This window comes from Mesorhizobium sp. B2-6-1 (assembly GCF_006440475.1).
In the GTDB taxonomy this organism is placed as follows: domain Bacteria; phylum Pseudomonadota; class Alphaproteobacteria; order Rhizobiales; family Rhizobiaceae; genus Mesorhizobium.
Map to the genome: position 1 here is coordinate 14945 of NZ_VFUH01000015.1, position 26328 is coordinate 41272.

Here is a 26328-nt window from a genome sequence, read left to right on the forward strand (position 1 = left end):
TCAGCTCTCGTAGTGGTCGCGCACGAGCCGGTCGAGCAGCCGCACGCCAAAGCCGGAACCCCAGGACTGGTTGATTTCGTTCGACAGCGCCCCCATGGCGGTGCCTGCGATGTCGAGATGCGCCCAGGGCGTGTCCTTGACGAAGCGCTGCAAGAACTGCGCGGCGATGATGGCGCCGCCATAGCGGCCGCCGATGTTCTTCATATCGGCATTCTTGGAATCGATCAGCTTGTCATATTCAGGACCGAGCGGCATGCGCCACAGTCGCTCCTGCGTCGACTGCCCGGCTGTCGCCAGGCGTTCCGCCAGTTCGTCATTGTTGGAGAACAGGCCGGCATAGTGCTGGCCGAGCGCGACCATGATCGCGCCGGTCAACGTCGCCAGATTGACCATGAACTTCGGCTGGAAGCGGTCATTGCAGTACCAGAGCGCGTCGGCCAGCACCAGGCGCCCCTCCGCATCGGTGTTGAGCACTTCGATGGTCTGGCCCGACATCGAGGTAACGATGTCGCCGGGACGCTGCGCATGGCCGTCGACGGCATTTTCCACAAGCCCGATGATGCCGACGACATTGGCCTTCGCCTTGCGGCCGGCGAGCGCATGCATCAGCCCGGTCACAGCCGCGGCCCCGCCCATGTCGCCCTTCATGTCCTCCATGCCGGATGCCGGTTTCATCGAATTGCCGCCAGTGTCGAAAGTGACGCCCTTGCCGATGAAGGCGACCGGGCTGTCCTTGGCCTTGCCGCCGTTCCACTGCATGACGGCCATGCGGGCGCCGCGCGGCGAGCCTTGCGCAACACCGAGCAGCGACCCCATGCCGAGTTTCTTCAGTTCCTTCTCGGCCAGGATCTCGACCTTGACGCCGAGGGCCTCCAGTTCCTTGGCGCGGGCGGCAAACTCGACCGGTCCCAGGACGTTTGCCGGCTCGTTGACGAGGTCACGTGCCAAAAGCACGCCGTCGATCACCGCCTCGGTCTCGGCGAAGGCCTTCTTCGCACCCGCCGGATCGGCGGTGTGGATGGTTATCTTGGCCGGCTTTTTCGGCTCGGCCTTGTCGCCTTGGCCATCGTCCTTGTCTTTCCTGGTCTTGTACTTATCGAAGGAATAGCTGCGCAGAAGAATACCCGCGGCAAGGCTGGCCGCCTGCGCACCGCTTGACGAGGCGCCGACCACGTCGAGCACCACCGCCACGTCCGTCGCCTTGCGTAGCGACCCCGCGATGGTGCCTCCAAGCTTCGTCCAGGCGTATTCGTCGAGCCCGGATACCTTGCCGGCGCCGATCGCGACCAGCCTGTCGAGCGAGCTTGCCTGTGGCGTCAGCACTTCCACCACGCTGGCGAACTTGGCCGTGAATTCGGCCACAGGGAAGGCCCGTTCCAGCGTCTTGCCGGGATCATACGCCGCGGCGGTTTCGCTCAGGCCACCATCATCCGCCGCCAGCACGAAGACCGTCCCCCTTCTGTTCGCGGCGGTCTGCGGCGCGGCGAATTTTGCGAAGGCGATCGAGGGTCTCTGGTTCATCATGTCCTGCTTTCGGGGAATGCGCGGCTCGCGCGAAGCGGTTGGGAGCGATCCGCGACATTTGGTCGTTTTCCGGCATTTGGCAAGACTTTGCCAAACGGGCTCCCCATATGGCACATGAATCGACGGCGATTCGTCGCGGCACGGCTCCGCTTTTTGGCCGCAACCTGTTGTTAACCATCGATGTTCGCCCTTTCTTATCCAATCCCGCCGACACTCCGGCCCAACGTGGCGCGCGATGTGGGACGGGAACCGGATCGTCTGCCTGACAGAGCCCGACGCAGCCAGTTGTGCGGGCGTCGCCGGACGGCTACCCTTATCCGGTGGCATGATGCCGTTCGAGAAAATTGAGAAAAGCCTTCATGAAGGTCGTTGAACGCTACATCATGCGCCGCGCTTTCGTGGTCTTTATTGCAGCGCTGGCCTGGACGCTGGCCATTGTCTGGACGACGCAGGTGCTGGCCAAGATCGACCTCGTCACCGACAGCGGCCAGTCGGCGCTGACCTTCTTCGAGGTTGCCGCCCTCATTCTTCCCTCGATCATTCCGATCGTGGTGCCCTTCGCGCTTGTGGTGGCGGTTGCGCAGACGCTCAGCGTCATGAATTCGGATTCGGAGCTTGCCGTCGTCAACGCAGCGGGCGCCTCGCGCTGGACCATCGTGCGGCCGATCATGATTCTCGCGGCCGCAGCCAGCGTCTTTTCCTTCGCCGTCGACAACGGCATCGACCCTTACGCGCGCCAGAAGAACCGGATGCTGGTGGCGGAGTCACGCGCGGATCTTCTGTCGCTGATCATCCAGGAGGGCACATTCCGCAAGATCGATGATGGGCTGTTCCTGCAGATAGGCGAGCGGCTTCCCGACAACCGGCTGGGCGGCATCTTCGTCGCGGATTCGCGCGAGGAAGGCGTCAACCTCGTCTACTATGCCAAGACCGGCAGCATCGTCGAACGCGGCGGCGAAAAGGTGCTGATGATGAATGACGGCGTCATCCATCGAAAGACGCTGACCGGCGACCTCTCGGTCATCCGCTTCACCTCTTACGCCTTCGACATGTCGGCCTTCATGGCGGCAGCGTCGGAGGTGACGCTGATGCCAAAAGACCAGACGACCCAGTACCTGCTCAACCCGAGTGCCAACGACAAGGTCTATCAGCAGCGCCCGAACGAATACCGGGCGGAGGTCGACCAGCGGTTCTCGGAATGGCTCTATTCCATGGTTTTCGCCCTGATCGCACTCGCGGTCGCCGGAGACGCACGCTCGCATCGCGAGGCGCGCGTCAATCCGCTGATCACGGCCATCGCGATATCGCTGTTCGTGCGCTGGCTGGGCTTCTTCGCCGCCAGCAAGGCCGACGAGGTCCCGCAATATGCGTATATGGTCTACGGCGTGCCCATCGTGTCGTCGGCGGTGGCAATCTGGTTCATCGCATCCAACCGGACGATGGAACTGCCAGTGGCCTGGGCAGATTGGCTGACGAATCTCGCCAGCCGGATGGCTGACGCCTGGAATGCCGTCAAGCTGCGCCTGTCCAGGCGCAGCGCCTCGGGCCAGGGGGTCAGCTGATGGGCTGGACGCTGGGACGCTACTTCTTCTTCCGCTATGTCACGATCACCGTGTGGTTCTTCATCGGCCTGCTTGCGCTGGTGTTCCTGATCGATTTCACCGAGCTTTCCGGCCGCACGACCGGCCTGCCCGGCTTCACCTATGGAACGGCGCTGGCCATTTCCGGACTCAGGATGCCGATGATCATGCTGCAGACCGTGCCGTTTGTCGGTCTCTTTTCGGCGATGGCGACGCTGGTCTCGCTCAACCGCAGGTATGAACTGGTCATAGCGCGCTCAGCCGGCGTTTCGGCCTGGCAGTTCCTTTTGCCGTGCTGCATCGGAGCGCTGTTGTTCGGCGTCCTGTCGGTCGGTCTCATCAATCCGCTCGCAGCGCACGCCTTTTCCTGGTCCGAACAGATCGAAACCCAGTTGCGCTCGGGCAAGTCGAATACGGTGTCGGCCGACGCCGCGCCCTGGATCCGGCAGAAAACCAGCTCCGGAGACACCATCATCGGAGCGCGCGCCATCCTCAACCAGGGCCTGGAGATGGCTGACGCTGTCTTTTTCATCCTCGACCCGCAAGGCGATATCGTCGAGCGCAAGGATGCCGCGCACGCCTACCTGCGGGACGGCTACTGGGAATTGCAGGACGTCAAGACCTTCAGGAACGGCACCATCCAGCCTGCGGCAAACGATCGCGTGCCGACCAATCTGAAGCCCGAATTCGTGCAGGAGCGGCTGGCGCGCCCGGAGACCATTCCATTCTACGATCTGCCGGGAAAAATCGAGGTTGCCCGTTCCTTCGGCCTCAAGGCAAATGCCTTTGCCATGCAGTTCGATTCGCTGGTGGCGTTGCCGTTCCTGCTCGTCGCCATGACGCTAATTGCGGCAACAGTTTCAATGCGATTTGCGAGGATGGGGCAATCGGCAACGATGATTCTGGGTGGCGTCGTTGCCGGGTTTCTGCTTTATGTCGTTTCGGTGCTGGTGAAGGCATTCGGCGTGGCGGGGTTCGTGCCGACTGTCGTAGCTGCCTGGGTGCCGGTCGTGGTAGCTATGTTCTTCGGGGTGACTTTCCTGCTATACAAGGAAGACGGCTAGTGAGGGAGGCCTTTTTGCCCAGTAACAGGCAGGCCGGTTTGGCGCGCCTTTATGCGGCGACCGCCTTGGCATGCCTGTTTGCATGCGCGGTTCCGCTGCCTGCGATCGCGCAGGATGTCGGCGACATGGCGACCAAGGTGCCGTCCGGCTCGCAGATGCTGCTGGCGGCCGATACGCTGGTCTATAACAACGACAATCAGACCGTGACCGCCGTCGGCGGCGTGCAGATCGACTATGGCGGCAACCGACTTGTCGCGCAGAAGGTCGAGTACAACCGCAACACCAAGCGCATGGTCGCAAGCGGCAATGTCGAGGTGATCAACAGCGACGGCACCAAGATCAATTCGGATCATATCGACATCACCGACGACTTCGCCGACGGTTTCGTCAACGCGCTCCGCGTCGAAACCATCGACAAGGCCTATTTCGCCGCCGAAAGCGCCGAACGCATGGGCGGCGTGCTGACCACCTTCCACAATGGCGTCTACACTGCCTGCGAACCGTGCGAGGACAAGCCCGACAAGGCGCCGACCTGGCGTGTGAAGGCCAGGAAGATCATCTGGAACGGCGAAAAGAAGACGGTCCGCTTCGAGAACGCGAATTTCGAATTCTTCGGCTTCCCGCTAGCCTACCTGCCGGCGTTCGAGATCGCCGACCCGACGGTGAAGCGCAAGAGCGGCTTCCTGATCCCCGGCATCGTCTTCAAAAGCGATCTGGGCGTGGGGGTGAAGGTCCCCTATTATTTCGCGCTCTCGCCGACCTACGACCTGACCGTCACCGGCACCGGCTTTACCAAGCAGGGCTTTCTTGGTGAGGCCGAGTGGCGCCAGCGCTTCAACAATGGCGAATACAGCCTGAAGATCGCGGGGATTCAGCAGCGAGACCCCGATGCCTTCATCGACGCCGCCGGCCGCAATATCGATTCGGGCGAGGCCGGCGATCCCAACAAATTCCGCGGCATGATGGGCACACAAGGCCAGTTCGCCATCAATTCGCGCTGGAATTTCGGCTGGGACGTGCTGCTGCAGACCGACAAGAACTTCTCGAACACCTACGCCATCGACAAATACAACGGGTCCGTTCACCAGTCGTCCGTTTACCTGACGGGGCTCGACGGCCGTAATTATTTCGACCTGCGCGCCATGCATTTCGAGGTGCAGGAAAACACACTCGACAGCAGCATCGCTGCGCGAAGCGGCCAGCAGCCCTGGGTGCTGCCCTCGCTCGACTATGCCTACATTCCGGATACATCGGTCGCAGGCGGCCAGTTGTCGTTCAACGTCAATTCGCGCGTCATTCGCCGCGATGACCTCGACGAGACCTATTTCACCCCTTACGACCCCAATTCAGGCACCCAACGTGTGCGCGGGATCGAAGGCGAATCCGGCCGGCTCACCGCCCAAGCCGAGTGGAAGCGGTCATTTGTCACCGATGACGGGTTGGTGCTGACACCCTTGCTGGCGCTGCAGGGCGACGTCGACTATGTCAACGCGTCATCAGCTTCACTCGCGGCCGTCAACCACATGGCGACGAATTTGGGCGAGCAGGATGATATGCGCTCGTCTTTCGCCCGCTATATGGCAACCGCCGGACTCGAGATGAGCTGGCCGCTGCTGTTTTCGATGGCCAGCGGCTCCAGTCATGTGTTCGAGCCGATGGCGCAGGTCTTCCTGCGCCCGAACGAACAATATGTCGGCGGCCTTGCCGTCCCGAACGAAGATGCGCAGAGCATGGTTTTCGACGCGAGCACCTTGTTCGAGCGCGACAAGTTCTCTGGCTATGACCGCATCGAAGGCGGCTCGCGCGCCAATGTGGGCCTTCGCTATTCCGGTTCCTACATCAACGGCTGGGGCACCAACGCCATCTTCGGCCAGTCCTACCAGATCGGCGGCGAGAACTCCTTCGACGCGCCGGACCTGGTCAATGTCGGCGCCTATTCGGGCCTCGAAAACACCAAGTCGGACTATGTCGGCCTGTTTGGCGTCAGCAGCCCGAACGGGTTCGCCGCCTCGGTCAGCGGCCGTTTCGACGAGCAGAGCTTCGAGGTTCGCCGCGCCGAGGTAAAGGCCGCCTATTCCGGCCTACCGGTGTCGCTGAGCGCCAAATACGCCTTCATCCAGGCTCAGCCGCTCTATGGTTTCACCACCGACCGCCACGAGGTCACGCTCGGCGCGTCCACGCATCTTGCCGAGAACTGGCGCGTGTTCGGGACGGGAACCTATGACCTCGAGGAAAGCCTGCTGGTCAAGGACGGGGTCGGTTTCGCCTACAATGATTCCTGCTTCACCTATCTGATGACGTACTCGCAGTCGCGCGACCTGCACACCAGGGAGGTGACGCAGAGTGTCGGCTTCAACCTGTCGTTCCGCACCCTCGGCGATTTCGGATCGTCGAGCAGCGCCTTCGACACCACCCAGTAGTCCGCGACATCGTTTCGCCGCATAGGGCTGGCAGGGACTTCACAAACCCCGAAGAAGGATGAAGTTGGGCGGGACCGGGATAGAATTGGGATGTTTGCGATGAGGAAATACCTCTTTTCAGCAGGGTTGGCGCTGCTTGTGGTGGCGACATCCGTGTCGATGACCGTCATCACGCCGCCGGCGTTCGCCAGCGAGATCAAGTACGTCGTCAACGACATACCGATCACCAGCGGCGACATCGCGCATCGCGCCGCCTTCCTCAAGCTGCAGCGCAAGAAGGGCGACGCCGGCCAGGAAATGATCGATCAGACCTTGCGCATGGCCGAAGCCAGACGGCTTGGGATTCACATCAGCGACGCGCAGGTCGAGGCCGCGTACCAGCGCTTTGCCTCGAGCAACAAGATGCAGCTCAGCCAGCTCGACGGCGTCATGGAAAAGTCCGGCGTCAGCAAGGGCCATTTCAAGGAGTTCATCCGCGCCCAGATGGCCTGGAATCAGGCCTTGAGCGCGCGGTACCGTTCCGGCGAGGGCGGCAGCGTGACCGAGCAGGACGCGGTCAGGCGCATGCTCGACAAGGGCGGCTCCAAGCCGAGCGCCACTGAATACATGCTCCAGCAGGTCATCTTCGTCGTGCCGGCGGCCGAACGCAGCGCGACGCTGGGCAAGCGCAAGCGCGAAGCCGACGCCATGCGTGCCCGCTTCAACGGCTGCAACACGACGCGGCAGTTCGCCAAGGGCCTGATCGACGTCACGGTTCGCGATCTCGGCCGGGTGCTGGCGCCGCAACTGCCGCCGGACTGGGCCGAGCAGATCAAGGCCACCAAGGTTGGCGGCGCCACGCCTACCCGCCAAACTGAGCGCGGTGTCGAGTTCATCGGCATCTGTTCGTCGCGCGAGGTGTCCGACGACAAGGTCGCCCAGATGGTGTTCCAGAGCGAAGGCTCCAACGACAAGGCGGCCGACGATCTCAGCAAGAAATATGTCGACGAGCTGAAGGCAAAAGCCCGCATCGTCAAGCGCTGAGGTGGACAGGGCGATGCGCGCGCTGGCGTTGAGCGTCGGCGATCCATCCGGCATCGGGCCGGAAATCGCGATTGCCGCGTTTCTGGCGCGTACAGCCGCAGCCCTTCCGCCCTTCTATCTCCTCGCCGATCCCGCGCTGATCGCCTCGCGGGCGCGCCGCCTCGGCGTTTCGCTGCCTATCGAGGAAACGACGCCAGCGCAGGCAACCGAGGTCTTTGGCCACGCACTGCCGGTCGTTACGCTGGCTGCCCGCTTCATCGACAGCCCCGGCCAGCCGGACCCGGCCAATGCGGCGGGTATCATCGAAGCGATCGATCGGGCGGTGGCCGCTAGCCTCGCCGGCGACGCCGCGGCCGTCGTCACCTGCCCGATCGCCAAGAAGCCGCTCTACGACGCCGGCTTCCGCTTTCCCGGCCACACCGAATATCTGGCGTATCTGGCGGCGCAGCACAGCGGCGTGGAAGCGATGCCGGTGATGATGCTGGCAGGCCCCGACCTGCGCACCGTTCCCGTCACCATTCACATCGCGCTGGCCGAAGTGCCGAAGGCGCTGACCACCGACCTGATCCTCGCCACGACGCGGGTCACCGCCGCCGACCTCAGGGACCGCTTTGGCATCGCCAACCCACGGCTCGCCATCGCCGGCCTCAACCCGCATGCGGGCGAGGATGGCTCCATGGGCCTGGAGGACCAGCGCATCATCCGACCGGCAATCGAGATCCTGCGAGCCGAAGGCATCGACGCGTTCGGGCCGTTGCCCGCGGATACCTTGTTCCATGCCCGGGCCCGGGCCGGCTACGACGTGGCGCTGTGCATGTATCACGACCAGGCGCTGATACCGGCCAAGGCGCTGGCCTTCGATGAAGCGGTCAATGTCACGCTCGGCCTGCCCTTCATCCGCACCTCGCCCGACCACGGCACCGCCTTCGATATCGCCGGCAAGGGCATCGCCCGGCCCGACAGCCTGATGGCGGCGCTGCGGCTTGCACGGCAGCTGGCCGACACCGACGCCAAATTTGTCACGCAATGAGGCTCAACTCATGAGCATGGATGGGCTGCCGCCGCTGCGCGAGGTCATCGAGCGCCACGGCTTGCAGGCAAAGAAGGCACTGGGCCAGAATTTTCTGTTCGACCTCAACCTGACCGGCAAGATAGCGCGCGCCGCCGGCAGCCTGGCGGAGACGACGGTGATCGAGGTCGGCCCTGGCCCTGGCGGGTTGACAAGGGCCCTGCTTTTCAACGGCGCGCGCAAGGTCGTCGCCATCGAGCGCGACGAACGCTGCCTGGCGGCCCTTGCCGAGATAGCGGCCCATTACCCCGGCCGGCTGGAGGTCGTTTCCGGCGACGCTCTGAAGATCGACTTCCCGACGCTTGCCGCGACCGCCGGTGACGGCGGTCCGGTCAGGATCGTGGCCAACCTGCCCTACAATATCGGCACGGAACTGCTGGTCCGCTGGCTGACCGTCGCGGATTGGCCTCCCTTCTATGCCTCGATGACCCTGATGTTCCAGCGTGAGGTGGCCCAGCGTATCGTCGCCGCGCCTGGCAGCGAAGCCTATGGCAGGCTCGGCGTGCTGGCGGGGTGGCGCACGCAGGCCAGGATAGCGTTCGACGTGCCGCCCCAGGCGTTCACACCGCCGCCCAAGGTGACCTCCTCCGTGGTCCATCTCGAGCCGCGTGTGACACCGCTATGCGCCGACGTGAAAAAACTCGGCCGCGTCACGGAAGCCGCCTTCGGCCAGCGCCGAAAGATGCTGCGGCAGAGCGTGAAGAGCCTCGGCGGCGAGGCCCTGCTCGAACGCGCCGGGATCGACCCGACCCGGCGCGCCGAGACGCTCGATGTCGAGGAGTTCGTGCGGCTGACCAATGCGGTGTAATGCCGCCGGCCGTGGAAGCGCGGCGCAATCCGATCCTTGTCGGGCGCATGCTTCGAACTACACGCCCAACACCGCTTTCACGCGCTCGCGCGTGTAGGGCAGGTCATAGATGCGTTTTCCCGCCGCATGGCGGAAGGCGTTGGCGATCGCGCCGGCTGTCGGGCCCTGCGCTGCTTCCGCGACGCCGAGATAGGGCGTGCCGGGATTGTCGACGACATGCACTTCCACGCTGTCCGGAACGGCGCTGAAGCGCAGGATCGGATAGGCTGACCAATCCGCGCTCAGGATGCGGGTGCCGTCGAAATGGACGGCCTCGTAAAGCGTCCAGCTTAGCGACTGCAAGATACCGCCTTCGGTCTGGTTGATGATCGAATCCGGCGCCACCGCTTCGCCGCAGTCGACCGCCGAGACCACATGCGAGATGGCGATGGCGCCGCTGTCGCGATCGACCTCCGCTTCAAGCGCGACTGCGAGATAGGCGGCGTGATTCTTGTACTTGGCGAAGGCGAACCCCCGACCGCGGCCCTCCGGCATAGGATCATTGCTCCAGCCGAATTTTTGCGCCGCAACCTCGATCACCTTCCTGGCGCGCGGGTCCTTCATATGCCTCAGCCGGTATTCCACCGGGTCGGCGCCGGCCGCGAGCGCCAGCTCGTCCATGAAGCTTTCGATCGAGAAGACGTTGCAGTAGGCGCCGAGACCGCGCAGCGACGAGACGCGCACCGGCATGTCGGCGACGAAATGCCAGTTCACCCGCTGGTTCGGCACGTCGTATAGCGGGATGGCGTTGCGGTCGCCGTTGCCGAGCGGCGAAATCTGCAGCTTGGCCGGATCAGGCGGGAAATGCTTCGCCACCAGCCGGCCGGCGATCAGCGAACCTGCCGTTCCCGGCCGCGTGCCGTGGCTGTTGCTCCACAGGTCATAGTGCCAGTTGACGATCTTGCCGCCGGCGTCGAGCGTTGCGCTGGCGCGCGTCAGCATGCCAGGGCCATAGGGCTCCCACAAATGCTCCTGATCACGCATCCACTGCACGCGCACCGGCGTGCCGGGCAGCGCCTGCGCGATCAGCGCGGCGTCGGCCGCCGCGTCGTCGGCGCCATTGTGGCCGTAGCAGCCTGATCCCTCGGTGTGGATGCAGCGCACCTTTTCCGGTCCGACGCCGAGCATCTCGGCAATCGCCTTGCGGTCTGGATAAACGCCTTGAGTGTGCGTCCACACCGTGATGAGACCCTTGTCCGACAGGGCAACGGCAGCCGAGGGGCCGATCGACCCGTGCATCTGGTAGGCGCGGGTGAACTGCGCCTGCAGCGTCTTTGCGCCGGCTGCCGTGTCCGCGCCGACCGAGGTCACGGTGCCGACCTCGGCGACCGAGCGTTCGAGGAAGGCGGGGATATTGTCCTGGTCCGGCAAGGCCGGCTGCTCCTGCCACTTCGCCTTGGCGGCCATGGCGCGCATGGCCTGGACCGCCTGGAATTCCTGCCTGGCCACCACGGCCAGGAAGTCGCCGTCGCGGATCACCGCCAGCACGCCCGGCATCGTCTTGATGGCGGCCTCGTCGACGCTGACGAGCTTGGCCGAATAGCTTGGTGGGCGAACGACGCGGGCATGCACCATGCCGGGAAGCCGCATGTCCTGAACATAGGCCTCGCCGCCCGTTACCTTTGCCGGAATATCGACGCGGGCAAACGGCTTGCCGATCGCGTGATAGCTGTCCGGCGATTTCAGCGCTGTGTCGGCCGATGCGTCCACATGCAGCAAATCCGCCACCACCAGTTCGCCATAGCCCACGGACTTCCCATCCGGCCCGGTGATCCTGCCGCTTGCCGCCTTGAGCTGGTCGGCCAGAACGCCGAGCTTCTCGCTGGCCTTGGCGACCAGGATCTGGCGCACCTGCGCCGAGGCGTAGCGTATGGCGGTGCCGCTGTTCTGGATCGTCTGGCTGCCGGCGGTATAGCCCTCGTTCGGCGTCAGCGCGGTGTCGGCGGTGATGAGCTTGATGGAAGCCGGCTCGACCTCCAGTTCTTCGGCGGCGATCTGGCGTAGCGACGTCCTGGTGCCTTGGCCGAGCTCGGCCTTGCCGGTGAAGACGGTGATCGAACCGTCGGCATCCAACCTGATCCAGGCGTCGAGCGAGGGGGTATCGGCAAGGCTGCCCGGCAGTTTCTTGGCCGGGGCCGGCGTCGCGGGCGTCTGTGCCGAGGGCGCCGCCTCCTGAGCCTGCACGGGAATGGTGAAGGACACGACCAGCGCGCCGGTCCCGGCGAGAAAGCCGCGTCGTGTCAGGTCGGGAAAGGTCGGCGCGTTCATCATGCCCTCCCTGCGGCCGCGGCCGGCGCGAGGCCGGCCGATTTCGATTTCATCAGGTCGCGCGCGCGACTCACTGCCCGCAGGATGCGCATATGCGTGCCACAGCGGCAGAGGTTGGGCTCCAGCGCCTGCCTGATATCGGCCTCACCGGCATCGGGTTTGGCCTCGAGCAGCGCTTGCGCCCGCATCATCATGCCGGCGATGCAATAACCGCATTGCGCCGCCTGCTCCTCGATGAACGCTTTCTGCATCGGACCCGGGTTCTCGATCGTGCCCAAGCCCTCGACGGTCTTGACCTCGCGGCCCTCCACCAGCATCGCTGGCGTCAGGCAGGAGAAGACGGGCTTGCCGTCCACCATCACCGTGCAGGCGCCGCATTGGCCAAGGCCGCAGCCGAACTTGGCGCCGTTCAGCTTCAAATCGTTGCGCAGCACGTAAAGCAGCGGCGTCGCGGGATCGACGTCGACGTGGTGGGAGATGCCGTTGACGTTGAGATTGATCATCTGTCCTTCGCTCCTACATTGTCCGGGCCGCGCTCGATGCCGTCCGAGGGCCGGACGCTGACTTGGTATTTTCCGCTCCTGGTGTCGGCGATCCTGGCGGCCGCATCCTGCCAGGCCGGCTTGCCGGCAAAGGCATCGCGCAGATAGGCCAGCAGGTTATTCACCTGGTCGTCCTTCAGCGTCGCTGCGAATCCCGGCATGATGGCGCTCGGGCGCCCACTCGCCGCCGGCAGGCCAAACAGCACCGTGTTGATGACGTTCTGCGGATCTGGCGCGTTGACCGCGCTCGACAGATGGAAATTGATACCGCCGAAAGGCGGCGGACGGCTGCCGTCGTGGCAGGTGGCGCATGCCGCCTGGTAGATGACGGCTCCACGCGCCGCCGGCGTATCGGCGGATGTCGGCGCCACGCCGGCGGTCGACGCCGGGTCGGCCGCGGCGCGGCCGCGGATGGCCCGCGCGGCGGCCGTCCGTTCGGCGGATGGTTCGCCCATGAGCGACATGACGTAAGTGGCCATGGCGTCGATGTCGGCATCGGGAAGCCGGCCGAGATTGCCCGTCACTTCGCCCATCGGGCCATTGGCGACGCCGTGGTCGGCATGCCAGCCTTGCCTGAGATAGGCAAACAGGCTGTCATGCGTCCACGGTATCGGCGCCGGTGAAGTGCCCTCGAGCGCAAAGGCCGTCCAGCCTTCGGCCTCGCCGCCGGCCATGTGCGACCCCTTCTCTTCCGCGCCGAACCGATTGCGCGGCGTGTGGCAGGCGCCGCAATGACCGAGCCCATCGACCAGATAGGCGCCGCGGTTCCACTGCGTGCTTTGCGACGCATCGTTTTGATAGGCGCCCCTGTCGAAGAACAGCAGCTTCCAGCCGGCCAGCACCAGGCGCATATCGAGCGGGAAAGGCAACTCGTTCGGAGGCGGCGGGTTGTTCACCGGCTGGCGCGTCATCAGATAGGCGTAGAGCGCGCGGTTGTCCTCATCGGAGACACGCGTGAAATGATCGAATGGGAAGGCCGGGTAGAGATGCCTGCCCTCGCGGTCGACGCCTTCGCGCATGGCGCGGTTGAAGGCTGCCTGCGACCAACGGCCTATGCCGGTCTGCGGATCTGGCGTGATGTTGGTCGAATAGATGGTGCCGAACGGCGTCGGCACGGCGAGCCCGCCGGCATAGGACTTTTCACCGGGCCTGGTGTGGCAGGAGGTGCAATTGCCGACCGAGGCCAGCACAGCGCCTTTCTCGATCAACGCCGGGTCGAACGACGATCGTTGCGGCGGCTCGACAGGATCGATTGCCGGCTTCCAGGCATAGGCGAAAAATCCGGCGCCGCAGACAATGATGATGGCAAGAACGCCCAGCCAGAAGCGTTTCAAGATCTGCTCTCCCTCATGGCGGTACGCTGAAACGCTGCCGCCCCGGCCGTTACCGGCGCCGCGGACGCGTTCGTGCGGGAGAAACTAGGGGCGCTGCCCTCTTCGTCAATTGTCTGATTTATGGCGCCGAAAAGCGCATCTTGCAGGCGCGACCTGCCCGGGCACATCGTTTGGTGCTGCCGGCCTTCGGCTTGTCCGCCGGCCCATCTTCGTGGGCAAAGGAAAGGCTAGCTCGTCTTCTCGTCCAAAAGTCCCGAGACGAAGTCGAACAAGCCGGGCCGACGATCGCGCCGCAACCGCTCGGCGACAACGATGCCGCGCACTTCGGCGAAGGCGCGATCGAGATCATCGTTGACGATGACGAAATCATACTCCTTCCAGTGCTCGATCTCGTTGCGCGCGTTCTTCAGCCGCGTCTCGATCACCGCTTCCTGATCCTCGGCGCGGCGCTTCAGCCTTGCCTTCAACTCCTTCATCGACGGCGGCAGGATGAAGATCGAGACGATGTCGGCGCGCATCTTCTCCTTGAGCTGCTGGGCGCCTTGCCAATCGATGTCGAACAGCATGTCGCGCCCTTGAGCGAGCGCAAGTTCCGCCGGTTCGCGCGGTGTCGCGTAGCAATTGCCATGCACCTCCGCCCATTCGAGCAGGGCGTCCGAATCGCGCAGCCGCTCGAACTCGCGCATGGTGCGGAAATGATAGTGAACGCCTTCGATCTCCGAGCCGCGGCGCGGCCTGGTGGTGACGGAGACCGACAGTTCGAGGCTGGAATCGCTCTCCAGAAGGTTGCGCGCAATTGTCGACTTGCCGGCGCCCGACGGCGACGACAGCACGAGCATCAGGCCCCGGCGGCGAATGCGGGACCCTAAATCCCTGGCGACCATCGGCTACTCCAGATTCTGGACCTGTTCACGGAACTGATCGACCACGGCCTTCAGTTCCAGTCCAATGGCGGTGACCGCGGCAGCGTTCGACTTCGAGCACAGCGTATTCGATTCGCGGTTAAATTCCTGTGCTAGAAAATCGAGCTTGCGTCCGATGGCGCCGCCGCCGGAAAGCAATGCACGACCGGACGTCACATGCGTCTTCAAGCGGTCGATCTCCTCGCGAATATCGGCCTTGGTGGCGAGGAAGGCGGCTTCCTGGTGCAAGCGGCCGACATCGAGGTTGGCCGAAGCATCCATCAAGAGCCGCACCTGTTCGGCGAGGCGCTCGCGGATGGCCGCCGGTTCGCGCGACGGATCCGCTTCAGCGCCCAGCGTCAGCGCCTCGATGGCGTCGATGTGGCCCAGCAGAAGCGTGCGAAGTGCCGCGCCCTCACCCTCGCGGGACCGCTCCAGCCCCTCCAGCGCCACATCGAGGGCCGCCATGACGGCGTTGTCGAGCGCCGTGCGCACATCCTCGGTTTCGGTGGTCTCGGGAATATCGAGCACGCCGCGCAGCGACAACAATCCGTCGGCGGTCGCAGGAGCAACACCAAATTGTTCCTCGATCCGCTTGGCGAGCCCGGCCAGGTCCTTGAGGAAGGCCTCGTTGACAACGGGCTGGGACTGCATTCCGGCGGCGCGCGTGATGGTCAGCGTCGCCTGAAAATTGCCGCGCGCGAAACGTTTCTGAAGCGTCTGCCTGATGGCCGGCTCCAGCCGCTCGAAGCCCTGCGGCAGCCGCAGCCGCACCTCGACGCTCTTGCCGTTGACGGATTTGACCTCCCAGGCAATCGAGGTGCCGTCATGCTCGGCGACAGCACGCGCAAACCCGGTCATGCTCTGCAAATTCATGGTGCCTGCATACCCCCTGGCGCGTATTACGGATACTGCTTGATCCGGCCTCGCGCACCTTCAGAAAGCCGAAATGCCCGCCTGCCAATCGGCTTACGAGGCGCCCCGATAAATCCAAACGCTCCTGTCTTCAACCGATAGCGTGGACGAGCTGGAAAAACCGTGCGCCGCTACTGGGCCGCCCCCGCGTCGCCGTCAATGGGCGCGTCGGTCTGCCCCTCCACCTTGGCATCAGCCTTGGCCGCGTCGTCGACTTGCTTCTTCTGCTGGGCTCGATAGCGCGCAACGTTCTCATTGTGCTCGTTAAGCGTGGCGGCGAAGACGTGTCCGCCAGTGCCGTCGGCAACGAAATAGAGGTCGTCGGTCTTTGATGGATTGGCTACCGCCTCCAGCGCCGCGCGGCCGGGATTGGCGATAGGCGTCGGCGGCAGGCCGTTGATCACATAGGTGTTGTAGGGCGTCGGCTTCTGGATGTCCGACTGATAGATCGGCCGGTCGGCGGGTTTGCCCTTGCCGCCGAACAGACCGTAGATGATGGTCGGATCGGATTGCAGGCGCATGCCCTTGGCCAGCCGGTTCAGGAAGACCGCGGCGACGCGCGAGCGCTCATCGCCCTTGCCTGTTTCCTTCTCGACTATCGAGGCCAGCGTGACGAACTCGTCAATGCTGGCGAGCGGCAGGTCGGCGGCGCGCCGCTGCCAGACCTCCTCGACCAGCTTCTTCTGGTCGGCCAGCAGCTTGTCGATCATCTGCTGGCGCGTGGCGCCGCGCGTGAAGCGCAGCGTATCGGTGGCGAGACTGCCCTCTGGAGGCACGGTGGCCGGCATGTCGCCGCTCAAGGCGGGCTCGCCTGCGATGCGCGCCAGCGCCTGCTCGACTGTCAGCCCTTCGGGAATGGTCAGCGAGTACATGACCGACTTGCCGCTCTTCAGCAATTCCATGATGTCGCGCATGGACGCCCGGGGCTTGATCTCGTATTCGCCGGCCTTCAGCGCCGAATCATTGCCGAAGGCCCTAACGCCAAGACGGAATATGCGGGCGTCGCTGATCAGGCCGCGCCGCTCGAGCTGGTCGGCGATATCCTGGACGCCGGTGTTCGGCTTGACCAGGAAGGTGTCGCCATTGGCCGATGGGCCGGGCTCGGTGAATTCCTGCTTGCCGAAGTAAAGCGCGATACCCGCCGCCAGAACCATCAGCATCACCAAGGAGATGACGAAGTTCATGAACACGACGACCTGACTGCGCGAAGCACGCGAGCGCTTCGGCGGCGGCGTGCCGGCCTCCGGCCGCAAGGCTTCGGCGGCTGTCTTCGGTACGATCGGCCCCGATGTCGCCTGCCCTTGCCCGAACTCTCCGTTGCCGGCCGGATTTGTGTTCATTTCGCCCTACCGTTTGATCTCTCAACGAATCCCCTGCGGCAGAGTAGGGGCGAATATGGCAAAATTGACGACACGCCGAAGCGCCGTCCGGCAGGCGGACGGTCAGCCATTGTAGCGCTGGAAGACCAGTGAAGCGTTGGTGCCGCCGAAGCCGAAGGAATTGGACAACGCCACGTCGATCTGGCGGGCACGCGGCTTGTTCGGCACCAGGTCGATCGCGGTCTCACGCTCCGGATTGTCAAGGTTGATGGTCGCCGGCGCGATGTTGTCGCGGATGGCGAGGATCGAAAAGATCGCTTCGGCAGCCCCTGCCGCGCCGAGGAGATGGCCGATCGACGACTTGGTCGACGACATCGAAATCTTCGATGCGGCATTGCCGACCAGCCGCTCGACAGCGCCGAGCTCGATCGTGTCGGCCATGGTCGAAGTGCCGTGCGCGTTGATGTAATCGACATCGGCGGGCGTCAGCTTTGCCCGGTTCAACGCCGCCGTCATGCAACGGAATGCGCCGTCGCCATCTTCAGCCGGTGCGGTGATGTGATAGGCGTCGCCGGTCAGGCCGTAGCCGGTCACTTCCGCATAGATCTTCGCGCCGCGCGCCTTGGCATGCTCGAGTTCCTCAAGCACGACGACGCCGGCGCCCTCGCCCATGACGAAGCCGTCGCGATCGCGGTCATAGGGCCGCGAAGCCGTTTGCGGCGCGTCGTTGCGCTCGGTCGAGAGCGCACGGCAGGCAGCGAAGCCAGCGATCGACAGTCGCGTCACCGGCGCTTCGGCGCCGCCGGCGACCATGACGTCGGCATCGCCCCAGATGATCAGCCGGGCTGCGTCGCCGATCGCATGCGCGCCGGTCGAGCAAGCGGTGACGACGGCATGGTTGGGGCCTTTCAGCCCATGCCGGATCGAAACCTGGCCGGAGACGAGATTGATGATCTGGCCGGGGATGAAGAAGGGGCTGATGCGGCGCGGGCCGCGCTCCTTCAGGATCATCGCGTTCTCGGCGATGCCTTCGATGCCGCCAATGCCCGAACCGATCAGAACGCCGGTGGCGCACTGCTCGGCATGGGTCTTCGGCTGCCAGCCGGAATCCTTCAGCGCCTCGTCGGCGGCTGCGATCCCGTACAGGATGAAGTCGCCGATCTTGCGCAGTTCCTTCGGCTCGAGCACCGCCTCGGGATTGAAGGTGGCGTTGCTGCCGTCACCACGCGGAACGACATGGGCGATCTTGCAGGCAAGATCCTCCACCTCGAACTCGGTGATGCGCTTGGCGGCGCTGCGGCCGGTCAGAAGTTCCTTCCAGCTGTGCTCGAAGCCCATGCCGAACGGCGACAGCAACCCAAGGCCCGTGACGACGACACGCCTCATCGCAGGTCCTCCCCGGTGATGACTGCGGAAAGCGTCAGGCCGAAGCCTTGTCGATGTACTTCACGGCATCGCCCACCGTCAGGATGGTTTCAGCCGCGTCATCGGGGATCTCGACGCCGAATTCTTCTTCAAACGCCATGACGAGTTCGACCGTGTCGAGACTGTCGGCGCCCAGATCGTCGATGAAGCTCGCCTGCTCCGTCACCTTGTCGGCATCGACGCCCAGGTGCTCGATGACAATCTTCTTGACGCGCTCTGCGGTGTCACTCATTTGGGGCATCCTCGTCTTTTGGTTGTCTGTCTTCGTTAGCGGGCGGAATGCCGCTAATCAAGCTGAAAGATGGTCCCGCCGGAAACGCAATGGCCGCAGACCGGTTTTTGCCCGAACCGCCGGGTTGCGGGCCGCATTTACACGAAAAATCGTGGGCGTCCAAGCCGAAATGGTCCCTTTTCACAGCCCGCCCAGGCGTTGCCTGTCGCCGTCTCAAAGCCACCGCGAATGCCCGGGCCCGGCCCGAAATGCATGCTTTGGCCGACCCGATCAGATCATCGCCATGCCGCCGTTCACATGGATGGTTTGGCCGGTGACGTAGCCGGCCTCGTTGGAGGCAAGATAAGCGACGGCGGACGCCACTTCGGCGCTGGTGCCCATGCGGCGCGTCGGGATAGCGGCCATGATCGCCTCCTTCTGCTTGTCGTTGAGCTTGTCGGTCATCGCCGATTCGATGAAGCCCGGGGCGACACAGTTGACGGTTATGCTGCGGGTGGCGATCTCCTGCGCCAGCGATTTGGAAAAGCCGATCATGCCGGCCTTGGAGGCGCAGTAGTTGGTCTGGCCGGGATTGCCGGTGACGCCGACCACCGAGGTAATGTTGATGATGCGGCCGTGGCGACGGCGCATCATCGGATGGGTCAGCTCACGCGTCAGCCTGAACACGGCCGTCAGATTGACTTCGAGCACGCTGTCCCAGTCGGCGTCCGACATCCGCACGAACAGCCCGTCCTTGGTGATGCCGGCATTGTTGACCAGGATGTCGACGCCCTCGAGATCGGCCTCCGCTTTCTGGCCGAGCGCCTTGACCTCATCGCGGTTCGACAGGTCGGCCGGAAACAGCTTCACCCGGTCGCCCAGGTCGGCGGCCAGCGCCTCCAGTCTCTCGACGCGCGTGCCGTGCAGGCCGACGATGGCGCCTTGCGCATGCAGCACCCTGGCGATCGCCTCGCCGATGCCTCCCGACGCGCCGGTGACAAGTGCCTTGCGGCCGGTCAGTTCGAACATGTGTTTTCCTCTTTGGTTTCGGAAGCTCAGCGAGCAACCTTATCTGTATACGTCTCGCGGGTATCCGATTGCCATCACCAACGGAATATCTTCAGCGATACAAGCCGCGCCATCAAATTCACACGCGGCGCCTCACCCGAGCGCCGCCAGTGCGGTTTCGACCTCGGCCGCGGAACCGACCGATGCCGTGGCGATTTCGCGGTTGATGCGCCGGGCCAGCCCTGAAAGCACTTTTCCCGCGCCGACTTCATAGAGCGTGGTGACGCCGTTCGCGCCGAACCACTCCACCGTCTCGCGCCAGCGCACGCGGCCGATCACCTGTTCGAACAGACGGCGCGCAATGATTTCGGGATCGCTGGTCGGAGTGACCGTGACATTGGAGACGAGCGGCACGACAGGCGCGTTCTTGGTTACCCCGGCCAGCGCCTCGCGCATGATCTCGGCGGCGGGCGCCATCAGCGCCGAATGGAAGGGCGCGGAGACCTGCAGCATCAGCGCTCGCTTGGCGCCTTTTTCCGTGCACAGTTTGGCAGCCAGTTCGACCGCTGCCTTGGCGCCGGAAATCACCAGCTGGCCACCGCCATTGTCGTTGGCGATCTGGCAGACCGATCCTTTGGCAGCCTCGGCGCAGGCGGCTTCGACATCGGCCTGCTCCAGTCCGATGATCGCCGCCATGGCGCCTTCGCCGGCGGGCACCGCCGCTTGCATGGCATTGCCGCGGATGCGCAGCAGCCTGGCGGCATCGGCAACCGAGACGAAGCCGGCGGCGGCAAGCGCCGAATATTCGCCCAGCGAATGGCCAGCGACGTAGGTAATCTTGTCCTTCAGCGAGAAGCCGCGCGCTTCCAAGGCCCTGATCGCGGCCAGCGATACGGCCATCAGCGCCGGCTGCGCGTTGGCGGTGAGCGTCAGCGTCTCTTCCGGCCCTTCCCAGATCAGCCTCGACAGGTTTTCGCCGAGCGCGTCGTCGACTTCGCTAAAAACCCTACGCGCCTCGGGGAAGGCATCGGCGAGGTCCTTGCCCATGCCGACAGCCTGGCTGCCTTGTCCCGGAAAGGTGAATGCAACGGCCATGTGTGGGCTCCCAAAGCTCGGTTCTGCTTGCCTGATACACGAATTTTCCTGCCTGTGACGCAACGCGGCCTGCCAAGTCAAGCCCGGTTCGACCCGGCCCCTTGGCAGCTTTGCCGGCCGAGTGCCTGTTCCAAAAGGCTTTTTGGCGATCACACTCGATGAATCAATTAGCCACCCTGTCTTCAGCAGTTGGAACATCAGCCGCTCCAACTCGAAGCCGAGGAGCGCTTATTCGAAACACGGCCATTTCGGCTCGCTGACCTCTCATCAGTCAATTCCATCCGGCTTGGGAGCTTTTCCACGTTTCGGTGCCGTTCGTTGACTGCTTCCGATCAAAACTTTCAGATTCCAACATATAGATTCGGATTCAACCTATAGAATCTTGTTTCCAACATATAGAATCAGGTTTCTGAACTATAGAATTTTCAATGCATTGACATCGCCGTAACAACCGCTACATGGCCTCCAGATGTGCTAGGGATTGGAACCATGGACGAAGCAGATACGCAGCATTGGACTGAGTTGGCAGAGAAGTACTGGACTTCGTTAGACGAGCGCTATTCCGCACTCGCCAAAGATTGGGATATGCTCACCCGCTGGTATGACCGCACCAAGAGTTACACGGCAAACAGAGAGCCTTGGGCGGAAACCAGCATTGAAGATTTCGAGAAGATTCTGAAACTGGCTTCAAAGCTGATCAACTCAGTGAAGGATTATAGGAATTACGGACCACCTTCCCCGCCACCACCGCCACCGAAGCCGCCACGCATTGGCAAATATGATCGTCTGTTTGAGCGCTTCCAAGCTTTGATGTTGAAGCTGCTGGCACACAAACCAAGCGAACTTAGCGGGAAGAAACACCAGAAAAAGAAAGACGCCATGACATGGGCTGAATGTGTCAAGCGGGTTTCAGATGAAATTCGTGACTGCCATTGGGGCGATCGAAGTTTCGGTGATGTGGATCCCTATATTTGGGGATTCATCACGGAATATCGTGCCGGACGCTGGATTTGGCGAGGTGAAACAGAGGAAGAATGGGTGGAATGGTACGATTGGTGTGTGTGGATTTTGAATCAGATTGATGATGCGTGGAGCGCTGCGGACTATGGCGAAATGCGGTGGGAGGATGGTAAAGAAGAGTGGGAACCAGAACTGTCACCGATGATGGCCGTGTTCAACCGTGAACTAATTCTCGGGAAGTACGGCAACGATGAAAAAGCCGATGCGTTTTTCGATGCGTGGTTCCAGAGAATGAGGCGAGCATTTCGCAAGGAATGGGTAGCGGAAGGCAACGAACCGACTCCTGCATTCAATCACATTCGGAGTCGATGGTGGTGACGATGACACCAAGCGCACAATTGAACCGCCTTCCGACTGCCCGGCCATCTCACGCCACATTTCCGCCCTAACGAGTTAAATGCCTCAGAAACTCGTCCGGATTCAGCAACAGGTTCCAGTAGGCGTAGGCGCAAGACAATGCGGGAGGAATGTTGGGATATTTCGAGCGCACGACGGTCTCGAAAATCCGACCGCTACTTAAGGAACCAGCGAGATTAGAGAACGCCACGGTCCCCGTATCGGTTCCTTTTTCGGCCATTATTGAGATAGCCCTCTTTTCCGCCGCATCACAGGCTGAGGAGCTGTTTTCAGCAAAAATCGGAAAGCCAAATCCGAACGCCGCAATCAATGCAATTATGGTCAAATCCCTGAGATACTTGGATCCCTTGCTCGCTCTATAGGCATTATTGTGCTTATCCGCAGCCGTGCGGGTCTTGCCGTTCCTCTCCTCCATTTTGCCCGCATAAATCAAAGAAGATACGGTTTTCTCAAATTCCTTCTGGTCAACGGTTTTGTTACAAAGCAGCACGTATAGTTTTTCAATCTCTTCCGAGATTTTGATACTCTTCCCGCTTGTCAGAAGCGATCTTGCATAATCGTGCCCACGCTTAGATATAATTCCTCTCTCTCTTAGAGAGGCCAACTTCTCGATCTCGTCCGCAACTTCAACATTCATTGGCAAATCCCCTGCCCGCTTTGCTGTCTAGCTTTGTCCGGAACTCTTGGCTGAGAGGCTGAATGCCAAGAGCCTCTCTCAGGAGCCAATATCGCTCCTTTCTGTTGACCCGCTCCAGAGCGGCTTCGAGTCCTGCCATCGCCCCCCTCTAGGTGCTGCTCGGCTCACTGCTACCGCAAGTTCCGCTCTATTCCGAAAGATAATCCATCGGATCAGCCAACCGCTCCTGCTTCACCGCTTCTGCATCAACTCGATAACCCAACCGCTTTGCCTTCGAAGCCATCTGACCATAAACATCAGTGATTTCGATATCGTGGCAGGCGGCGAGATATTCCGTGTATGCCGACTCGTTGTAGCCGAAAATCCCACCTGGATCGTTAGGGGATAGCGTCGAAACAACCCAGCTATTTTCTGCGCTGTCGTGGAAGATCGTGGCCGGACGAGTCAGCGAACAGAACGCATACCAATCGCTTCGCCCATTGTCTTTCAAAGGAGCCGGCGTGTCATAGGTGCCTTCAGGATGTTTTGTTTCCCAATGCCGACTTTCAACCTTGTACAGGACACCATGGGGCACACGAGCGGCGACACTGCGCCTCTCGATACTAAACCAACCGCAATAATCCATGTGACAACGGCCTTGTATCCGTCGCCCGACAATGGAATTCGACATCGTGGCGGCGCTACCTTCCGGTGGCAACTCGCTTCGCATGGTAAGGTTTAGGAGCTCGGCCCAGCGATTTTCGGTCGCAGAGATCAGGCAACTGATCTGCATCGCCTTATCGCCCCGAAGAAGGCACATGCTTCGTGTTTCCAGCCAATCCTTCTGATCGGCCAGAAGAGCATCCTTATCGTCGGATTTTTTGCGAGCCGCCTTAAATGCGTCCGCCATCTGGCCGTCAACGTCCGACAGATTCCGGTTTGTGCAAATCAGGCGCTCCTCCTTGCTTGAGGCCTTTCGACAATCGAAGCTGGCCGCAGCACCAATGCCCATCGGCATTAAACAGAACGCAAGAGCCGCACCCAGAAGCGCTCGTAAAGACGGATGCGTCGGATCATTCAACAAAGCGTCCGCACCCCGTCCAAACATGGCCCTTTTCGTCCGAGAAGCTATTTCCGCTGAGCTTCTTCCAAGCGACCGTGTCGACCGTGCTTTCGCCCTCGGTCTCGCACACCTGCTTAAATTTTACGGCGTTCCCTTTGACTGAGACGCCTTTCACTGTGCAGGATGTCTCATAGTTCGAAAGTTCGCTCCCCCGAATGTCATACAGGGTGAATTCGGATTCACCGTAGGCTTTTTCCCTGCTCATTTTGCAGAACTTTGCGTCGGAGGCATATGAACCGTCTGGAAAAGGGAGCTTGTCAGCAGCCATGCCCACTTGCAACGACATTCCCATTAGCCCCATCGCAAAGATAACGACTAAAGCGCTTTCATTCCGGCCTCCAAATTGCGAGCCCAAGCTATTGAAAACTGACATCATAGAACGGCGCCTCCGAGTGGTTACCGGAACGCTGCGGAGCAGCAGGACCATCAGTTTGCATTTCTGCCAGTGGTGTTTTTTTGGATAGGCCCAGAACGAGTTCAAAACCCCAATCGGAACCAACGCAACGAGGGCCGCCAATAGCGCCAAATCCCGATCAGTGCAGAAATCGCATTCATTGCGGGGTATCCACGTCCATATCCATATCGTGCCCTCCTTCCGAATATCCTGATTAAGCCAATATGTTCTTGATTTGCGCCTTTCTAAGCCAAGGCCGCCGGCGATCGAGCATTCGATGGCAGTTTGAACAGACGACTGCCATATCCTCTACCCTGCTTTTGTCCCTGTCCCTCAGAGTGTGGACAGGGATGGTGTGGTGAACCTCAATGAAATTGTGCCCCAGTTCGCCATAGAAAGCCCCAAAATCAAATCCGCACACTTCGCAGAAGAGTCTGCCGTCGTTTTCTCTTTTGAAGATACTCTTCGTACGATTAATAAGCGCTTTTGAACGCTCTCGGCGCTTATGCCTCGTTTCAAAGAGCTTCCCTTCGGGGAAAGACTCATTTTGCGTCGAACGTCTACCGTAAACCGCCGAACAAGATTGCTTTATCGCTGCGTATTGTTCTACCGAAATTCGGGTTGCTGTTCCAAAATGCTTCCCCATTCGCTCAATTCCGTCAAAGGTAACCTCCAGAGGCGCTGGAAGAAGGACGGCTTGGCCGACTGGAACCACGATGCGTGACGATTTACTGGCGTTTCGTACGTAACTCCGAAACTGCGGCAGCGTATATGTACGGTAGGGGTCCGAGAGATGGCGACGTATGACGTGCAGCGATTGCGCCCGTCGCTCTATTATCTCATCGGGAAGCATTCTGCCGCTTTCAGCGAAAATGGCATCTTCATAGAAGCCGGCCACACTCCATCGTCCACCAGTTTCGTAAACAGCAAATACTATGTTGTAGTCGCCTTGGGGCTTTGCCGGGTGATATCGAGAGTAGCCGTGCAAATTTCCTTTGACCGCATCAGCGAAGGCAAAATTCCAGTCGTCGCCTGCGAAGCCAGTGGAGTTTAAAAATCCTCTGTCAATTTTGGCAGATTGTCTGCCCGGTGACGGAGAGGCCCAAGCGTGTTCGTTGTGGACGATTCGCTGAAAGAGATATGTGGTCATCGGCTAGCTTCGGTCCACTTTGACGCAACCGCAGCAAGCAAAAACGATCAGAATCAAAAGATCCACTTCGCCGCCCCCAACAGCCCGGCTGGACAGTAGAGCGATCTAAAGCATTCTGCAAGACTCACTCACCCGTTAGGAGTGCGCTTGCCAGCCTTGAGCGTGGCCGTGGCGCCTTGTTCACACAACATTCGAGAACCGGGCCATCGTATTGCTTGCCGTTCATTGGGCACGCCTCTAAGTCGCCGAGAACGATTTGCTCACCAAAAGCTAGCCAACGGCCTCATCAGGGTCGGCAAAATGTGTGGCCGGCCTTAGTCAAATTCCACGTCCCCTGCTCCCCAGCTCATATGCCGGCTGCGGTCTCCATTGAGAGCCCTTGCCGGCTTCAAGCCCTCAGCAGCCTTTCGCACGTGCCAACGAAGGCGCTCCAAAGAACCGGTATCAAGCGCACGCTGGCCGGTCAGCATGCTGCTGAAGAAAACTGCTGTCGGCTTGCTATCCATTTCCAGACGATGAAACCCAACCTTGTCGTCAAAGGGAAGATGGCCTTCAAAAAGCAGCTTAAAGCACTTGGAGGCGTAGGCGTTCGCAACCACGATGATTGCGGGTTTCAATCTGCGGATCGTCGCCTCGAATAGCCGGTCTAATCTAAGCTTGAGGGCGGGTCGCCCGTCGAGGAAATCAATCGTTTGTTGCTGGTTCGTGTTCCGCCAAGGGTAAAGATCAAGATGAGCCCACTTCATTCCGACATGCTCGGCAATCTCTCGCATCGGTGCAAAATAAGGGAAATCCTCCAAAAATCGATGCTGAATATCTTGCATCTTTGGAATCCGTTCGTCGATGAATTCACGCCACCTGTAAAACTCGCCCACATCGACATCGGGGGCCCGTGCCTGCGTTGCTTCGATTTTGAACGACGGATTGAAACCGACGAACAGCAATTCTGGCGGGCCATGATCTGGATAGAAAAGAGGTGCGAGCACTCCCTCCTCTTGGACCGCAAAATGCTCCCGCCAGATCGCCAGTATCTCTGCGTTTAAAACATCCCAAGCCAAGCCGCACTCCTCCCTATCAGTTCGGAATGGGACCGCCTCGGAGATTGGGTCCCATTAGCCCCTG

Annotated in this window: 23 protein-coding genes; 7 read left to right on the top strand and 16 right to left on the bottom strand. The window is 61.7% G+C overall.

The features are described 5' to 3' along the window. On the bottom strand, positions 1–1521 hold the full coding sequence (locus FJ443_RS25340) for a leucyl aminopeptidase (RefSeq protein ID WP_140666190.1): 1521 nt from the start codon (positions 1519–1521) through the stop codon (positions 1–3). Positions 1522–1883: 362 nt separating this feature from the next. Here FJ443_RS25340 and lptF point away from each other — a divergent pair, with 362 nt between their 5' ends. From lptF to rsmA, 6 genes are all read left to right on the top strand, one after another. After that, positions 1884–3086 (top strand): LPS export ABC transporter permease LptF, encoded by a 1203-nt coding sequence (gene lptF / locus FJ443_RS25345; protein WP_140494430.1) that lies wholly within the window; start codon positions 1884–1886, stop codon positions 3084–3086. Further along, complete coding sequence (gene lptG, locus FJ443_RS25350; RefSeq protein ID WP_181175139.1) at positions 3083–4168, top strand: LPS export ABC transporter permease LptG; 1086 nt, start codon at positions 3083–3085, stop codon at positions 4166–4168. Before lptF ends, lptG begins: the two co-directional genes overlap by 4 nt. Further along, complete coding sequence (locus FJ443_RS25355; protein ID WP_181175135.1) at positions 4168–6588, top strand: LPS-assembly protein LptD; 2421 nt, start codon at positions 4168–4170, stop codon at positions 6586–6588. The genes lptG and FJ443_RS25355 overlap by 1 nt, the downstream gene beginning before the upstream one ends. Before the next feature lie 90 nt (positions 6589–6678). Next, complete coding sequence (locus FJ443_RS25360) at positions 6679–7611, top strand: peptidylprolyl isomerase (RefSeq protein WP_181165136.1); 933 nt, start codon at positions 6679–6681, stop codon at positions 7609–7611. Positions 7612–7624: 13 nt separating this feature from the next. After that, positions 7625–8641, top strand: coding sequence for a 4-hydroxythreonine-4-phosphate dehydrogenase PdxA (gene pdxA, locus FJ443_RS25365; RefSeq protein WP_181172276.1), 1017 nt, complete (start codon positions 7625–7627; stop codon positions 8639–8641). Between the two features lie 10 nt (positions 8642–8651). After that, positions 8652–9488, top strand: a complete 837-nt coding sequence (gene rsmA / locus FJ443_RS25370) for a 16S rRNA (adenine(1518)-N(6)/adenine(1519)-N(6))-dimethyltransferase RsmA (protein WP_140666196.1) — start codon at positions 8652–8654, stop codon at positions 9486–9488. Between the two features lie 57 nt (positions 9489–9545). Here rsmA and FJ443_RS25375 read toward each other — a convergent pair whose 3' ends face one another. The 10 genes from FJ443_RS25375 to fabD form a co-directional block, all read right to left on the bottom strand. Beyond that, positions 9546–11795 (bottom strand): molybdopterin cofactor-binding domain-containing protein, encoded by a 2250-nt coding sequence (locus FJ443_RS25375; protein WP_140666198.1) that lies wholly within the window; start codon positions 11793–11795, stop codon positions 9546–9548. Then, positions 11795–12298 carry a (2Fe-2S)-binding protein gene (locus FJ443_RS25380; protein ID WP_140555748.1) on the bottom strand — a complete coding sequence of 168 codons (504 nt, stop codon included), beginning with the start codon at positions 12296–12298 and terminating at the stop codon, positions 11795–11797. Before FJ443_RS25380 ends, FJ443_RS25375 begins: the two co-directional genes overlap by 1 nt. Next, positions 12295–13671, bottom strand: coding sequence for a c-type cytochrome (locus FJ443_RS25385; protein ID WP_140555750.1), 1377 nt, complete (start codon positions 13669–13671; stop codon positions 12295–12297). The genes FJ443_RS25380 and FJ443_RS25385 overlap by 4 nt, the downstream gene beginning before the upstream one ends. Positions 13672–13898: 227 nt before the next feature. Further along, positions 13899–14555, bottom strand: coding sequence for a guanylate kinase (gene gmk, locus FJ443_RS25390; RefSeq protein WP_140494448.1), 657 nt, complete (start codon positions 14553–14555; stop codon positions 13899–13901). 3 nt (positions 14556–14558) lie between these two features. Beyond that, complete coding sequence (locus FJ443_RS25395) at positions 14559–15449, bottom strand: YicC/YloC family endoribonuclease (protein WP_140555752.1); 891 nt, start codon at positions 15447–15449, stop codon at positions 14559–14561. A gap of 170 nt (positions 15450–15619) precedes the next feature. Next, on the bottom strand, positions 15620–16828 hold the full coding sequence (gene mltG / locus FJ443_RS25400) for an endolytic transglycosylase MltG (RefSeq protein ID WP_140494453.1): 1209 nt from the start codon (positions 16826–16828) through the stop codon (positions 15620–15622). A gap of 102 nt (positions 16829–16930) precedes the next feature. Continuing rightward, the gene (fabF, locus tag FJ443_RS25405; protein ID WP_140494455.1) at positions 16931–18193 is read right to left on the bottom strand and encodes a beta-ketoacyl-ACP synthase II; all 1263 of its coding nucleotides are present in this window, start codon (positions 18191–18193) and stop codon (positions 16931–16933) included. Between the two features lie 34 nt (positions 18194–18227). Beyond that, positions 18228–18464: an acyl carrier protein gene (locus FJ443_RS25410; protein WP_006203723.1), complete on the bottom strand. Its 237-nt coding sequence runs from the start codon at positions 18462–18464 to the stop codon at positions 18228–18230. A gap of 270 nt (positions 18465–18734) precedes the next feature. Continuing rightward, entirely contained in the window at positions 18735–19472 is a 738-nt protein-coding gene (gene fabG, locus FJ443_RS25415; RefSeq protein ID WP_140494457.1) for a 3-oxoacyl-[acyl-carrier-protein] reductase, read from the bottom strand. 132 nt (positions 19473–19604) lie between these two features. Continuing rightward, positions 19605–20546 carry an ACP S-malonyltransferase gene (fabD, locus tag FJ443_RS25420; RefSeq protein WP_140494459.1) on the bottom strand — a complete coding sequence of 314 codons (942 nt, stop codon included), beginning with the start codon at positions 20544–20546 and terminating at the stop codon, positions 19605–19607. Between the two features lie 489 nt (positions 20547–21035). On the opposite strand from fabD, the gene FJ443_RS25425 reads away from it, so the two are divergent. After that, positions 21036–21884, top strand: a complete 849-nt coding sequence (locus tag FJ443_RS25425; protein WP_140666200.1) for a hypothetical protein — start codon at positions 21036–21038, stop codon at positions 21882–21884. Positions 21885–21951: 67 nt separating this feature from the next. Here the strand turns inward: FJ443_RS25425 and FJ443_RS25430 are convergent, their stop codons facing one another. The 5 genes from FJ443_RS25430 to FJ443_RS25450 form a co-directional block, all read right to left on the bottom strand. Then, positions 21952–22560 carry a hypothetical protein gene (locus FJ443_RS25430; RefSeq protein WP_140666202.1) on the bottom strand — a complete coding sequence of 203 codons (609 nt, stop codon included), beginning with the start codon at positions 22558–22560 and terminating at the stop codon, positions 21952–21954. 187 nt (positions 22561–22747) lie between these two features. Beyond that, a complete protein-coding gene (locus FJ443_RS25435; protein ID WP_181175136.1) occupies positions 22748–23620 on the bottom strand; it encodes a lysozyme inhibitor LprI family protein in 873 nt (290 codons plus the stop codon). Then, the gene (locus tag FJ443_RS25440; protein ID WP_140666206.1) at positions 23613–24179 is read right to left on the bottom strand and encodes a hypothetical protein; all 567 of its coding nucleotides are present in this window, start codon (positions 24177–24179) and stop codon (positions 23613–23615) included. The genes FJ443_RS25435 and FJ443_RS25440 overlap by 8 nt, the downstream gene beginning before the upstream one ends. A 91-nt stretch (positions 24180–24270) precedes the next feature. After that, positions 24271–25206, bottom strand: coding sequence for an HNH endonuclease (locus tag FJ443_RS31470; protein WP_210239618.1), 936 nt, complete (start codon positions 25204–25206; stop codon positions 24271–24273). Between the two features lie 314 nt (positions 25207–25520). Beyond that, positions 25521–26264 (bottom strand): hypothetical protein, encoded by a 744-nt coding sequence (locus FJ443_RS25450; RefSeq protein WP_140666208.1) that lies wholly within the window; start codon positions 26262–26264, stop codon positions 25521–25523. Between the last annotated feature and the right edge of the window lie 64 nt (positions 26265–26328).